At 61.9% G+C, this 13,846-nt stretch carries 16 protein-coding genes; 3 read left to right on the top strand and 13 right to left on the bottom strand.

The window, feature by feature from the left end:
- Positions 1 to 90 precede the first annotated feature (90 nt).
- From K3136_RS10520 to K3136_RS10550, 7 genes are all read right to left on the bottom strand, one after another.
- Positions 91 to 411 carry a hypothetical protein gene (locus K3136_RS10520; RefSeq protein ID WP_221430269.1) on the bottom strand — a complete coding sequence of 107 codons (321 nt, stop codon included), beginning with the start codon at positions 409 to 411 and terminating at the stop codon, positions 91 to 93.
- Positions 412 to 499: 88 nt separating this feature from the next.
- Positions 500 to 1,324, bottom strand: coding sequence for a 2,3,4,5-tetrahydropyridine-2,6-dicarboxylate N-succinyltransferase (gene dapD, locus K3136_RS10525; protein ID WP_221430270.1), 825 nt, complete (start codon positions 1,322 to 1,324; stop codon positions 500 to 502).
- Positions 1,325 to 1,645: 321 nt separating this feature from the next.
- Positions 1,646 to 2,731, bottom strand: a complete 1,086-nt coding sequence (locus K3136_RS10530; RefSeq protein ID WP_247711331.1) for a phosphotransferase family protein — start codon at positions 2,729 to 2,731, stop codon at positions 1,646 to 1,648.
- Entirely contained in the window at positions 2,731 to 3,816 is a 1,086-nt protein-coding gene (locus K3136_RS10535; protein ID WP_221430271.1) for a Zn-dependent alcohol dehydrogenase, read from the bottom strand. The genes K3136_RS10530 and K3136_RS10535 overlap by 1 nt, the downstream gene beginning before the upstream one ends.
- Positions 3,816 to 5,150 carry an acyl-CoA dehydrogenase family protein gene (locus K3136_RS10540; RefSeq protein WP_221430272.1) on the bottom strand — a complete coding sequence of 445 codons (1,335 nt, stop codon included), beginning with the start codon at positions 5,148 to 5,150 and terminating at the stop codon, positions 3,816 to 3,818. Before K3136_RS10540 ends, K3136_RS10535 begins: the two co-directional genes overlap by 1 nt.
- An 85-nt stretch (positions 5,151 to 5,235) precedes the next feature.
- Positions 5,236 to 6,726 (bottom strand): MFS transporter, encoded by a 1,491-nt coding sequence (locus K3136_RS10545; RefSeq protein ID WP_221430273.1) that lies wholly within the window; start codon positions 6,724 to 6,726, stop codon positions 5,236 to 5,238.
- Positions 6,726 to 7,577, bottom strand: coding sequence for an SDR family NAD(P)-dependent oxidoreductase (locus K3136_RS10550; protein ID WP_221430274.1), 852 nt, complete (start codon positions 7,575 to 7,577; stop codon positions 6,726 to 6,728). Before K3136_RS10550 ends, K3136_RS10545 begins: the two co-directional genes overlap by 1 nt.
- Before the next feature lie 169 nt (positions 7,578 to 7,746).
- On the opposite strand from K3136_RS10550, the gene K3136_RS10555 reads away from it, so the two are divergent.
- From K3136_RS10555 to K3136_RS10565, 3 genes are read left to right on the top strand one after another with little or no spacing between them, the layout of a single operon-like run.
- Complete coding sequence (locus tag K3136_RS10555) at positions 7,747 to 8,928, top strand: acyl-CoA dehydrogenase family protein (protein WP_221430275.1); 1,182 nt, start codon at positions 7,747 to 7,749, stop codon at positions 8,926 to 8,928.
- A gap of 3 nt (positions 8,929 to 8,931) precedes the next feature.
- Positions 8,932 to 10,071: an acyl-CoA dehydrogenase family protein gene (locus K3136_RS10560; protein ID WP_221430276.1), complete on the top strand. Its 1,140-nt coding sequence runs from the start codon at positions 8,932 to 8,934 to the stop codon at positions 10,069 to 10,071.
- Between the two features lie 14 nt (positions 10,072 to 10,085).
- Positions 10,086 to 10,892: an SDR family oxidoreductase gene (locus K3136_RS10565; RefSeq protein WP_221430277.1), complete on the top strand. Its 807-nt coding sequence runs from the start codon at positions 10,086 to 10,088 to the stop codon at positions 10,890 to 10,892.
- Between the two features lie 17 nt (positions 10,893 to 10,909).
- Here K3136_RS10565 and K3136_RS10570 read toward each other — a convergent pair whose 3' ends face one another.
- From K3136_RS10570 to gmk, 6 genes are all read right to left on the bottom strand, one after another.
- The gene (locus K3136_RS10570; RefSeq protein ID WP_221430278.1) at positions 10,910 to 11,125 is read right to left on the bottom strand and encodes a hypothetical protein; all 216 of its coding nucleotides are present in this window, start codon (positions 11,123 to 11,125) and stop codon (positions 10,910 to 10,912) included.
- A gap of 33 nt (positions 11,126 to 11,158) precedes the next feature.
- Positions 11,159 to 11,587: a JAB domain-containing protein gene (locus K3136_RS10575; protein ID WP_221430279.1), complete on the bottom strand. Its 429-nt coding sequence runs from the start codon at positions 11,585 to 11,587 to the stop codon at positions 11,159 to 11,161.
- A 167-nt stretch (positions 11,588 to 11,754) separates the two neighbouring features.
- Positions 11,755 to 12,186, bottom strand: a complete 432-nt coding sequence (locus K3136_RS10580) for a hypothetical protein (protein WP_221430280.1) — start codon at positions 12,184 to 12,186, stop codon at positions 11,755 to 11,757.
- Between the two features lie 35 nt (positions 12,187 to 12,221).
- Positions 12,222 to 12,506: a hypothetical protein gene (locus tag K3136_RS10585; RefSeq protein ID WP_221430281.1), complete on the bottom strand. Its 285-nt coding sequence runs from the start codon at positions 12,504 to 12,506 to the stop codon at positions 12,222 to 12,224.
- A gap of 86 nt (positions 12,507 to 12,592) precedes the next feature.
- On the bottom strand, positions 12,593 to 13,099 hold the full coding sequence (locus tag K3136_RS10590) for a helix-turn-helix domain-containing protein (RefSeq protein WP_247711332.1): 507 nt from the start codon (positions 13,097 to 13,099) through the stop codon (positions 12,593 to 12,595).
- Between the two features lie 99 nt (positions 13,100 to 13,198).
- Positions 13,199 to 13,846 carry a guanylate kinase gene (gmk, locus tag K3136_RS10595; RefSeq protein WP_221430283.1) on the bottom strand — a complete coding sequence of 216 codons (648 nt, stop codon included), beginning with the start codon at positions 13,844 to 13,846 and terminating at the stop codon, positions 13,199 to 13,201.

Genomic DNA, 13,846 nt, shown 5'->3' on the forward strand with positions numbered 1-13,846 from the left:
ACTCCTGCAATCGTGTCTGCAATAGTAACCCGATGATGCCTGAATGTGTTCCGCAGACTGGCGAAGCTATGCCCCTGCCAGTCGCAGAGTTCAATTTTCGATGACGCTGATACCGTCTCGGGTGGTGGTCTTGTCCTCGAGATTGTCGACGCCAGCATCGTCGCCTTCGTCCGGCACTCCGACGATGCTGTCCGTGCCGTCAGCCTCTTCGTCCATCGACCGGATTTCGCCGCTCACCGTGGCTTCTTCCTCTACATCGCCCTGGGTCATGGCGGGTATGATCCAGACGATCGACATCAGGAGGACAGCCAGGATCAGGCCACCGGCCAACACCCAGCGCACCACGCCCTCTTTCGAGCCGCCGCTTGCTTCGGTGTCGGTGACGTGAATTTCATCGCCTTCTTTGTGCACGTAAAATACTCCCTATGGCCGCGATCCCGCAGCGTTTAGCCAATCCTACGGCCAGGAAGGTACAATGTTCCGCCTTCCCTGACCACAATCAATCGCGCAAAAGATCGTTGATACCGGTCTTTTCGCGGGTCTGCGCATCGACGGTCTTGACGATCACGGCGCAGGCAAGGCCGGGGCCGCCGTTCTTGCCGGGCAGGGTGCCTGGCACGACCACCGAAAAAGGCGGCAGGTGCCCACGGATGACCTCGCCCGTGTCGCGGTAGACGATCTTGGTCGACTGGGTGATGAAGACACCCATCGAGACCACGCAGCCTTCGCCGACGATCACGCCTTCGACGATTTCGCTGCGCGCGCCGATGAAGCAATTGTCGCCGATGATGGTGGGGTTGGCCTGCATCGGTTCGAGCACGCCGCCGATGCCTGCGCCGGCCGAGATATGGCAGTTCTCGCCGATCTGCGCGCAGGAGCCGATGCTGGCCCAGGTATCGACCATGGTGCCCTTGCCGACATAGGCGCCGATGTTGACGAAGCTGGGCATCAGCACGCAGCCCGGCGCAATATAGGCGCCTTCGCGGGCCACGGCCCCCGGCACGACGCGGAAGCCCGCCTCACGGAAACGGGCATCGTCCCAACCGGCAAACTTGCCCGGCACCTTGTCGAAGGCCGGATGGCCTGCGCTGCCGCCGTCCATCACGCGGTTGTCGTTGAGACGGAACGACAGGAGCACGGCTTTCTTGAGCCACTGGTTGACGATCCAGCCACCCTTGCCGTCGGGCTCGGCCACGCGGCCTTCACCGCTGTCGAGCATCGCCAGCGCTGCATTGACCGCTTCGCGCACGTCGCTCGACTGCGGCGTGACGTTGGCGCGGTCTTCCCACGCGGCTTCGATGCGGTTTTCGAGGTCGGCGCTCATGCTGGTCTCCGTTTGAACTTGCGGAGCGGTCGTTAGCAGCGTGGGCGCGCGAGGGTCCAGAGCCCCGGCCCGCAATGATCTAGATCGCCCGGAAAAACTTGTTGGCAAGGAGTGCTGCGCTGTCGCGTAGCAATTGCTACGCGCAAGCAAACGACGCTGCCCAACAAGTTTTTCCGGGCGACCGCCGAAGGCGGCGGGCGAATTTGCTTACGCAGCAGCGTTGCTCGTCGCTAACGATGCTAAGGCATCGCGCGCTTCTCGCGCCTAGCTGCGCAACCAAATTCGCTCCGTCTAGACCACTGCGGGCCGGAACTCTGGACCCTAATCCATCCCTGCCGCGACCGCGAATTCATAGGCGCGGTCGACCAGCGGTCCGACACGTTCGCTCATCGATTTGGCGTGGGCGGAAGACGCGGTGCCGTCGATCACGCGCTTCTTGATGCCCTGCATGATCCCTGCAAGCCGGAAGAGGTTGTAGGCGAAATACCAGTCCATCGGCGGAACCGGATAGCCGGTCTTCGCGACATAACGCTCGACCGCCTCGTCCTGCGAAGGGATGCCAAGCTCTTCCAGGTCGAGGCCCTCGAGGCCGGCACGCCCGTCATGCGGGTTGTGCCAGTTGAGCATGAGATAGCTGAAATCCGCGATCGGATCGCCGAGCGTCGACAGCTCCCAGTCGAGCACGGCGAGGACCTTGTTCTCGTCCTTCTCGAAAATCATGTTGTCGAGGCGATAGTCGCCGTGGACGACGCTGCTTTCATGCTGCGGCGGGATGGTCTGCGGCAGCCATTCGATCAGCCGCTCCATCTTGGGCATGTGCTCGGTTTCGGAGAGCTTGTACTGCTTCGACCACCGCGCGATCTGGCGCGCGCAATAGTCGGTCGGCTTCCCGTAGTCGCCGAGGCCGATCTCGTCCGGCTTGCGCAGGTGGAGCTCGGCCATGGTGTCGATCATGGCATTGTAGATTTCGCGGCGTTCTTCGGGCGTGTTGTTCGGCAGCGAGCCGTTCCACAGCGAGCGGCCATCGGCCAGTCCCATGACGAAGAACTTCGAACCAATGACCTCCGGATCTTCGCAAAGCCCGTAAGTCTTGGGCACAGGGAAGCCCGTCGGCCCGAGCGCGTGCATGGCCTTGTATTCACGGTCCACCGCATGCGCGCTCGGCAGCAATTTGCCGAAGGGCTGGCGCCGGAGGACGTAAGAGCGGCCGGGGGTGTCGATCCGGTAGGTCGGATTCGACTGGCCGCCCTTGAACTTCGAATAGGAGATCGGGCCTTCGAAGCCATCGACATTGGCTTCGAACCAGGCTGTCAGCTTGTCCATGTCGAGCTGGTCGCGCTCGGGCACGTCGATGGTGCCGACCATTTCCTTGTCGAAATCGATTTCGGGCATGCCTGTTTCGCTCATCAGTCGAACACCACCACGCTGCGGGCGGAATGGCCGCCCTTCATCTTTTCGAAGCCCTCGTTGATCTGCTCGAGCGGGATTCGCTCTGCGATGATCGTATCGAGGTCGAGCAGGCCGCGCATGTAGAAATCCACGAGGCGCGGCAGGTCGACCGGGAAGTGGTTCATCCCCATGATCGCACCCTGCAGCTTCTTGCCCGAAAGCAGGTCCATCGCGCCGAGGCCGACCTTGCAGTCGAGCGGCATCATACCGAGGATCGTGGCCGTGCCCCCACGACGAAGGACCTTGACCGCGAGGTCCGCGGACGCCTGCCGGCCGACAGCCTCGATCGCGTGATGCACGCCGCCGCCGGAGATCTTCATCACCTGCTCGACGGCATCGTCGGCCATGGCATCGACGGTGTGCGTTGCGCCGAGAACCTGCGCGAGTTCGCGCTTCTCGGGCAGCGGATCGATGGCGATGACCTTGCCAGCCCCTGCAATCTTGGCAGCGTTGATGGTGGCAAGGCCCACGCCGCCGCATCCGACCACGGCGACGGTCTCGCCCGGAACGACGGAGCAAGCGTTGAAGATTGCGCCCGCACCGGTCGTCACGGCGCAGCCGATGACCGCGGCACGATCAAGCGGCATATCCTTGTCGATTGCGACACAGGCGTGCTCGTGGATCAGCATCTGCTCGCAGAAGGCCGACAGGTTGAGCATCTGGCCAACCGGCTCGCCACCGTTTCGCGTGATGCGCGGCGGCGCAGTCTGGCCGCGCCGTGTGTCCGCACCCATGCAAAGGGCCATCCTGCCGGTCACGCAGAATTCGCAGTGGCCGCAGAAGGCGGAGAGGCACGACACGACATGGTCGCCCGGCTTCACGGTCTTCACTTCGCTGCCGACCGCGCGCACGACGCCTGCAGCCTCGTGACCCGGGATGGCGGGCAGGGGATGCGGGTAGGTGCCTTCGATGAAGTGGAGGTCCGAATGGCAAAGCCCGCAGGCCTTGGTGTCGATGAGGACCTCGTGCGGGGCCGGATCGGCGAGTTCGACCTCGCCGATCGTCAGGCCGCCGACCTGCTCGAGAATTGCAGCCTTAGCCATCAGCGCGTCGCTCCCATGTCGCCCGAGCTCAGGTTCGAACTGCCGTCGTTCGGTGCCTTGCCGTCACGCAGTGCGTTGGCGGTCGGGCCTTCCTGCGGCATGTGCTTGGCAAACTCCATGCGCGCGATCGAGCGGGCGTGAACCTCGTCCGGACCATCGGCGAGGCGCAGCGTGCGCTGGTGCGCGTAAGCATTGGCGAGGCCGTAATCGTCCGACACGCCGCCACCGCCATGGGCCTGGATGGCATCGTCGATGATCTTCAGCGCCATGTTCGGCGCCTGCACCTTGATCATGGCGATTTCCTGCTTGGCAGCCTTGTTGCCGACCTTGTCCATCATGTCGGCGGCCTTGAGGCAGAGCAGGCGGGTCATGTCGATATCGATACGGGCGCGCGCGACGCGCTCTTCCCAGACCGAGTGCTTGTAGATCGGCTTGCCGAATGCCTCACGCTCCTGGAGGCGCTTGCACATCTTGTGCAGCGCTTCCTCGGCGACGCCGATGGTGCGCATGCAGTGGTGGATACGGCCCGGGCCAAGGCGGCCCTGCGCGATCTCGAAACCGCGGCCTTCGCCCAGCAGCATGTTTGTGGCCGGAACGCGGACGTCCGTGAGTTCGACTTCCATATGGCCGTGCGGTGCATCGTCATATCCGAAGACGGGCAGGTGGCGGAGGATCTTCACGCCCGGCGCATCCATCGGCATCAGGATCATCGACTGCTGCGCATGGCGACCTGCCGAGAAATCGGTCTTGCCCATGACGATCGCCACCTTGCAGCGCGGATCGCCAACGCCCGAGGACCACCACTTGCGGCCGTTGATGACGTATTCGTCACCGTCGCGCTCGATGCGGGTTTCGATGTTGGTGGCATCCGAGGAGGCGGTGAAAGGCTCGGTCATGAGGAAGGCCGAACGGATTTCGCCGTTCATCAGCGGGGTGAGCCACCTGTCCTTCTGTTCGCGCGTGCCGTAGCGATGGAAGACTTCCATGTTGCCGGTGTCGGGTGCGGAGCAGTTGAAGACCTCGGAAGCAAAGCCGATGCGGCCCATTTCCTCTGCGCACAGCGCGTATTCGAGATTGGTCAGGCCCGGGCCTTCAAAATCGAATGTCTCTTCCACATGGTGGTGGCCGTCGTTGCGCGGCGGCATGAAGAGGTTCCAGATGCCCTCGGCCTTGGCCTTGGCTTTCAGGTCTTCGACGACCTGGATGACCTTCCAGCGGTCACCTTCGGCGTCCTGCGCCTTGTAGGTCGGGACGGCGGGGCGGACATGATCCTCGATGAAGCTCTTCACCCGGTCGCGCCAGTATGCTTGCCGTTCTGTGGGCTGGAAATCCATCTTCTAATCCTCTCTCTAAATCGGTTGCTTCACGAAACTGGCATAGGAGCCAGCGCCTCGCCAAGCGGATTCTTGCTTCAGTTTGTCAGGGAACGATGGTCCCTGCGTCGATGTCCCCGCGTGCCGCAGCGTCAAGCGCCTGCTTGCGGCGTTTGGTCAAAGTCTCGACACGCGCCTCGTGTTCGGCCCGACTGATCGGGAATCGACCGAGCCAGAAGGCCGCGACGATCGCGAGCACGATGGCCGCAGCGCCGTAATAGGTGATCATGTGTGTCAGGACCGATGCGTCGACATCGCCTGCACGGGCTCCGTCGGGCAATTGCGAGGCGGCCACGATCTGGCCGGTCAGGAAGATGCCGAGGCCGGTGGCGCATTTCTGGATGAGCCAATTGCCCGAATAGAACGCGCCTTCCGCCCTCCGGTGGGTTCTTTCTTCGAATGCCTCGACGATTTCGGCGATCATCGAGGTGGCGGAAACCATCATGATGACGCCGAACATGTTGGCAAAGAGCAACATGCCGAGAAAGGCGAAAGTCGACACGGCGCTGCCCGTCTCCGGCCATAGTCCCATCAGCAGCAGGAGATAAGGTGCAAGGCCCAGAACGATGCTGCCATAGGCGCCGATCGCAGCGCTCTTCGCCTTGCCGAATGCGCGGTGCATCTGTCCAACCACGAAGAACATGAGCACCACCGACAGGAACAATGTCAGCGCATAGCCGAGCAGCCCGGTGAACCAGTCGGGACCGCCTGTGATCAGCGGCTGGTCGAGCTGCCAGACGAAGACATTGAGGTAGTTCGAGATCGAAAACGTCATGCCCTGGTTGACGTATGCTGCCAGCGCTCCGGCCGCGAAGAACAGGAAGCTGCGTTCGGAGAAGGCGTCGAAAATTTCCTGGAAGGCGTTCCTCAGCGAAAATGGCGGCGGGCGCCTTTCGGGCCATTGCGCGATCAGGCGGTGCTGCCCCAGCGCGGACCCCATGACCGACAGCACCATGAGCGCCGCCCCGAAAGCACCGAAGCCGAGATAGCCTTCCTTCTGGAGCAACCCGTCCGGTCCGGACATGAACACCGTGTAGGCGAGGATCATCATCACGATCCCGCCGAGCCATCCGGACAGGAACCGGTATCGGAACAGGGTGGTGCGGTCGTCGTAATCCTGCGTGATTTCGGGGACGAGGCTGATCGAAGGGACTTCGCAGGCCGACAGCAGGATACGCACACCAACCGCAATGGCGATGAGCCCGAGGAAACTGGGTGCCTCGCCGCCGGGTGGATGCCAGAGCAGCACCCACATAATCGCCAGCGGTACCGGGGCGAGGTAGAGCCACGGCAGGCGCCTGCCCCACCTCGTATAAGTGCGATCGGAGAGATTACCGATGATTGGATCGACGACTGCATCGACGAGCAAGGCGATCAGCAGCGCGAGGCTGACGAGCCGCGCGTCCATGCCGAGTACCTGGTTGTAGAAGATCAGCAGGAAGAAGCTGAACCCAAGATCCTTCACCCCGAATGCAACAGCGCCAAAGCCGTGAATGACTTTGAGGCGTTGGGGCAGGGGACCGGTGACGAAAGCCATCAGGCGTTGCCTTGAGCCTGTTTCTCCATGGCTTCAAGGGCTTCGAACATGCCCGGTGTTTCCGGATCCCAGCTGTGCCTCGGTCCGAGCGTGATGCCGCCATCGACGATCATCGATGCGCCGGTCATGAAGCCGGCGGCATCGCTGGCAAGGAAGGCCACTGCCTCGGCAATGTCGCGCGGCTGCCCGCCCCGCATCACCGGCTGTGCATTGGAAGACATCTGCGCGATTGCCGCCTTGGCCGTATCGACCATCTCCTCGGGCACTTCGAGCGACGAGGTGAAGATGTTCGTGTTGATGAAACCGGGCTGGACCGCATTCACGCGAATGCCGTGCTGCGCAAGGTCGGTCGCCGCGCACTTCGTCAGGTGCAGGACGCCCGCCTTGGCCACGGCATAGGCGGTGGGCGAATAGCCGGGACCGACCGCCGCCACGCTCGACACGTTGACGATGCTTGCGCCCTTGCGCCCCTTCATGTGCGGAACCGCATAACGAATGCCCATCGCCACCGAACGCAGCAGCAGGTCCATCGTGCGATCCCATTCGTCGGGCTCGATTTCGTCGATGCCCGGGCGTGCGCCGCCCGCGCCGGCGTTGTTGAAGACCACGTCGATCCCGCCGGTTTCACCGGCCGCGCCATCCATCAGCTTGCGGATGTCTTCGGGTGAGCAGACGTCGCAATGGCGATAGCGGACGTCCCCGTCCGTCTCGCTTTCGAGCTTGCTGCCGCCATCATCGTCGATGTCCGAGGCGAACACCGTCGCACCCTCGCTCGCGAAAAGGCGCGTAGCTTCCGCGCCGATGCCCGATGCCGCACCGGTGATGATCACCGTCTTGCCGCTGAATCGCATGTCTCTCTCCCGGAAATCCTCGCTCTCAAGCTTAGGCGCACTGCCCCTTACGTCAACGCAATCCGCCTGACGCTACGGCATGGCGCGTCGTCGTGATCGCCCTTGCGAGTCCTGTGCGAATCACCCTAACGTAAACGTCAACTGGAGAGATATGAGAGAGGAGTCGGTCATGTCCGATCTGGAAGCTTTCCGCGCCGAAACGCGCGAGTGGCTCGAAGCCAACTGCCCCCCCGAAATGCGCCAACCCGTTCGCGACGAACAGGATATCTACTGGGGTGGCCGCAACGCCACCTTCAAGAACGATGCCCAGAAAGCCTGGTTCGAAGCCTGCCGCGACAAGGGCTACACCGTGCCCGAATGGCCCAAGGAATATGGCGGTGCAGGCCTGAGCCCTGCAGAAGGCAAGATCCTGCGCCAGGAAATGTCGCGCATGGGCGCGCGCCCACCGCTTTCCAGTTTCGGTATCTGGATGCTTGGCCCGGCGCTGCTGCACTTCGGCACCGAAGGGCAAAAGAAGCGCTTCCTCAACGAAATCGCAGCTGGCGAAATCCGCTGGTGCCAGGGCTATTCGGAGCCGGGTAGCGGCTCGGACCTCGTGTCGATGCAGACCTATGGCGAGGACAAGGGCGACCACTGGGTCGTCAACGGCCAGAAGATCTGGACCTCCTATGCCGACGAAGCCGACTGGATCTTCTGCCTTGTCCGCACCGACAAGCAGAACAAGTACCAGGGCATCACCTTCATGCTGTTCGACATGGCGGGCAGCGGTGTCACCACCAAGCCGATCAAGCTGATCAGCGGCAACAGCCCTTTTTGCGAAACCTTCTTCGACGATGTGAGCGTGCCCAAGAGCTATGGCGAGGACTGCCCCGGCTATGTGGGCGAGATCAATCGCGGCTGGGACGTTGCGAAGTACCTGCTCGGCCACGAACGCGAGATGATCTCGGGCGCTGGCGGCGGCGACCGCACGGCGGCCATCGGCGCTGCGATGAAGCGCAATGCCGGCGAACTCGATGCGGTCCTGCGCGCAGAGCTTGCCATGTTCGACGTCGATGCGCTGGCTTACACCGCGATGGGCGAGAAATTCCTCGACGAGATGAAGGTCGGCAAGGGCCATCCCGCCCAGCCGAATATGATGAAATACGCCGGGACCGAGCTGAACAAGCGCCGTCACGAACTGATGATGGCCGCCGGCGGCAGCCGCGCTCTCGAATGGGAGAGCGACGAAACCAGCGGCGGCAAGCCCGCGCGCAACTGGCTGCGCACCAAGGCCAATTCGATCGAGGGCGGAACGAGCGAAGTCATGCTCAACGTCATCTCGAAACGTATCCTCGACCTGCCGGGAGCCTGATCGATGCCTCTTTATTACGATGACGACCAGGCGATGCTGGCCGAAACCGCGCAAGCGTTCATGTCCGAAGAGGGCGCAATCGCTAAGCAACTGCGCCACTGGCGCGACCGCGATTGCAAGGACGGCTTCGGCCATGGGCTTTGGAAGCAGTTTGCCGAAATGGGCTTCACCGGCATGCTGGTGGACGAAGACGACGGCGGGCTCGGCATGGGCCATGTCGAAGCGGGCATCGTGCTCGAGAATATCGGGCGCAATCTCACCCCGTCGCCCTTCCTGTCTTCCTCCGTTCTCGCAGCGACAGCGCTGAAGCACGGTAGTGACGATGTCCGCGGCCGCTGGCTGCCGGGCCTGATCGAAGGCGAGAAGGTCTATAGCGTCGCGATCGACGAAGGCGCCAAGCACCGCCCCGAGACGATCGCCTGCAAGGCGGAAAAGTCGGGCAACGGCTTCCGGCTTTCGGGCAAGAAGGACTTCGTGGTCTACGGCGCATCATCCGAAATGATCGTCGTCGCCGCGCGCACTTCGGGTGACGACAGCGACAGCGACGGCATCACTCTCTTCGCCGTGCCGCAGGACGCCAGTGGCATGAGCCACGACAGCGTGCGCCTCGTCGACAGTTCGATGGCGAGCCATGTCACCTTCGATGGCGTCGAACTCGATGGCGACGCAGTGATCGGCGAAGTCGATGGCGGCCGTGACGTACTCAACGCCATGTTGATGGCGGGCCGTGTCGGTGCCGCTGCCGAAGGTGTCGGCGTCGCCAGCGGGGCGATGGACATGACCGTCGATTACCTCAAGCAGAGGAAGCAGTTCGGTAAGCTGATCGGCGAATTCCAGGCGCTGCAGCACCGCGCCGCGCATCTCTATTCCGAAGTCGAGATCGCCCGCGCTGTCACCATCAAGGCGGCACAGCTGCTCGATGGGGGCAGCGAAAAGGCCGATCTCATGGCCTCGGTCGCGAAGGCCAAGGTCGCCAAGGCTGCCGGCCTTGCGGTCAAGGAAGGCGTGCAGATGCACGGAGGTATCGGCATGACCGACGAATACGACATCGGCCTCTACATGAAGCGCGATCGTGCGCTGCAGGAGTTCCTTGGCGATATGTATTACCACGCAGGCCGGGTGGCCGAAATGAGCGGCTACTGAGCGGGAGAGAGACAATGACACTTGAAGATATGTTCAGCCTCAAGGGCCGCATCGCCCTCGTGACGGGCGGCAGCCGCGGCATCGGCCGCATGATCGTGGAAGGCTTCCTCGCCGCAGGATGCGATCGCGTCTACATCACCGCGCGCAAGGGCGGCGAACTGCATGAAACGGCCGAGGAGCTCGGCGAACGCGTGGTCCCGATCCAGGGCGATATTTCCACGCTCGAAGGGATCGACGAACTGGTCGCGGAAATTTCGGAGCGTGAAGACCGCCTCGACATCCTCGTGAACAATGCCGGGGCCGCATGGGGCGCGGAATATCTCGATTTTCCCGAGGCGGGGTGGGACAAGGTCATGGACCTCAACGTCAAGACCCCGTTCTTCCTGACGCAGAAGCTTCACGGCCTGCTGACCGCCAACGCCAGCCAGGACAAGCCCAGCAAGGTGATCAACATCACCTCGGTCGACGGGCAGCGCATCAATCCGTGGGAGACCTATTCCTACCAGGCATCGAAGGCCGCGCTCATCCACCTGACGCGCCGCATGGCGGCACGGCTGGTGAAGGACCACATCTACATGACGAATATCGCGCCCGGCGCTTTCCCTTCGAACATGAACAAGGTCGCGCGCGACATGGAAGCCGAAAGCGCCGCGGGCATCCCGAACAAGCGTGTGGGCGACAAGTACGACATGGGCGGAAGCGCCGTCTATCTCGCGAGCCGCGCTGGCGACTACACGATAGGCGAAACGCTGACCGTCGACGGCGGCATCGTGAACGCGCACCTGCCGACCCACTTCGCCGATCCGGCAGGCGGTCGCTAATCTCCTAACGCAAGGGATTATGAATAATCTTCCCGGTCCTCGTTTTGAGGACCGGGGACGTTCCAGTCCTTTGCCGTTTGGCTGTCTAGGACGACGAAACTCTCGCCGACCCTCTCTTCCAGCTTTCTCCGGAAAATATGCGCCTCGGTTTGCGTTCGGCAATTGCGCAGGGAAATTCGCCCGCTCACCAAGCGGCTGCTTTCCGGTTCGACCACGAACAGGAATCCTTCCATTTTCCTAGGCTCGAGCTTTGCAAAGTATCGCGGTCACGAAATGAGCCCCAACCCGCGCATGCTCGAAATGTCGTCTCTTCCAATGATGAGATGATCGTCGAGACTGATGCCAAGGCTCTTCGCAAATGCCTGCAATCGTAATGTGTTCGCAACGTCGGCATCGCTGGGTTTGGAAGAGCCGGACGGATGGTTGTGAGCTAATATCATCCGATGCGCGTCGCGCTTCAGGGCCTGCGAGAATATGCGGCGTAGAGACAGCCTCAGCTGGCCCACGCCTCCTTCTGCGACGAGCTCGCGCGAGAGAAGCCTCCCATGTGAGTCCGCGAAGATGGCAACCATCCTCTCGGTCCGCAGCCGCCGCATTGATGCGATTAACCCATCGGGGAGCTTGACAAGTTTGGCTCTCGCTCGCTTCTCGCCCACTTCGTTTGCGTCGTTCGGCTTCTCGAACCCGAAGCGCATGAACCATTTCGCAAGAACAAACCCTACCGTCCATCTTTCACAATTGACGTGGCTTCGGACTGATTGTTCTCTTCCTGATGTCCCAATCCGCGGAATGTTTATGCACTCACACAGCAAGCGTTCCGCCACTTCCGAGGCGTCCGGGCACTTGCCGTCTAGAAGCCTTGTCAGTTGCGTGAGGCGGTGCTCTCCTGCCGGGCGTGAAGATACGTTCCCAGACCTGTCAGTACGACCGCAATCCAAAACGGCCACCGCTCCATAATCGCGTAAACGAGTGGAGGCAGGGAGGCGTCGATGGCGCGCAGCACGTGAGCCAGAATGGCTTGTAGTTGAACCCCACTTACGCATAGCGGCCACCAGCGATCGGCTCTGAGGGCAATCCCGAGAATGAAGGCGAAGCCGACGATATCGAGAACGACACGGAACCACGGCATGACGCGGTAGTCGGTCCAGTTGCCGACGATCCCTGCGTAAATGACATTTGCGAGCAGCATGCCCAGTAAGACGAGTGCGACATGTCGTTCAGGTCTCCCCCCTTTTTTCCATGCGTAGAGGGCTACCCACAGCAGCAAGGCGACCTGGATCGAAAACCTGACCATCGCCTTGCGCTGAAGTAACTCTCCGCGAAAAGCAATCAGTCAGCGTTGGCGGCGCGTCCCGTTGTGAAGAATTCCTGATCGGGACAGGTGGGTTCTTCGGGGCCATTCACTTCACGCGAAATTTCAGCAAGTTGCCCGTGGGCACGCATCGTATCAGACTGGGCGGAGACAAGGCCGTCGACGAGCTTGCTTAGCCGCAGCAGTGCGGTTTGGCCTTTTTGCGAACCGGGCGCGACATCACGCTGCGCGATGGCAGCTGAATGCATGAGAGCGAGCGTCTCGATCAGCGCGTTGGAAACAGCGCTTTCGGTGGATTTCATCTGACGAGATAGGCGAACAGTAGCAGTGTTTCGATCAAGCACGGTCATCTCCCAAGTGGTGTCGGACACCGGGGATTGAGGCCGCGCTATCTGAGTAGGTCGACCAAGACGTTTCCTGCCGCGGCCACTAGAACAAAGGCTGCTGCGGCCAGAAACGAAGCGGCCAAGACTAGCATGAGACGCCAGCCCACACTCAGATCAGAGGGTCTGATCCCCGGGTGCAACCAGCTGGCGTGCCTCTCCCAACCCTTCTGCTCCCCGAAGGTCAGAGCATCTTCAAATAGAAGCATATCGCCCGCTGGCTGCGAGGCCATCTTTGGATCGAATACAATCTCGGCATCGAGAGGGGACGGCTCACCGGTGGTCGATTCACACCTCGCATGCCAGTGTCGAAACTCGCGCACGAGCTGATGTCTTGGGATCGAGCCAAGCTGCGCCCTCACCATGTCGATGCGTTTGTCTACGGAGTGCGGAGAGATTCCCAGATCTCGGGCAATCTCTTTAGAAGTCAGGCCGCTCGCGGCGAGAAAAAGCGCTTCGCGCTGCTTCTCGGTCAGCATATCGAATACGGCGCTGTTTGCCTTTTGACCCATGCGCCGCATTGATATCTTGCCCGAAGGCGTTTCGCAAACTCGTAGGGCGCTTTTGCTTGTCCTCGTGGCAAAGACTCGGGAGCGCAGCGGGTAAAGTTTTCAGCTCATCAGCTCGCGCACGAAGGGGATGAGGCCGGTCTGGCGCTGGCGCTTCATCCGTTCGGCATCGAGGATTTCGCGCACCTTCGAGAAACAGGCGTCCGCGTCTTCGTTGATGACCACGTAATCGTAAGCGTCCCAGTGGCTGATCTCGCTACGGGCGCGTTCCATCCGCGCTTCGATCACGTCTTCGGCATCGGTGCCGCGGCTGCGCAGGCGCCGTTCGAGTTCGGAGATGCTGGGGGGCAGGATGAATACGCGGACGACGTCCTGCTGGTCCTTCTGGAACAGCTGCTGCGTGCCCTGCCAGTCGATATCGAAGAGGAAGTCCTGACCTTCCTTCAGCGCGTTGCGAATGCGGCCCTTCGGCGTGCCGTAGCGATGTCCGAACACATGTGCCCATTCGTAGAAATCGTCTTCCTCGACCATGCGATCGAATTCCGCATCGTCGACGAAATAATAGTGCACGCCGTCCACCTCGCCGGGGCGCGGCGGGCGGGTGGTGACGCTGACCGAGAGCTTGATTTCGTCATCGGCGCCAAGCAGCATGCGGCTGATCGTCGTCTTGCCTGCGCCGCTGGGCGAGGAAAGGATGAACATCAGCCCGCGGCGGGCGAGTTTGTCGTTGTCGGGTGCGGAATCGGCCAT

This window comes from Qipengyuania gelatinilytica, assembly GCF_019711315.1.
Taxonomy (GTDB): domain Bacteria; phylum Pseudomonadota; class Alphaproteobacteria; order Sphingomonadales; family Sphingomonadaceae; genus Qipengyuania; species Qipengyuania gelatinilytica.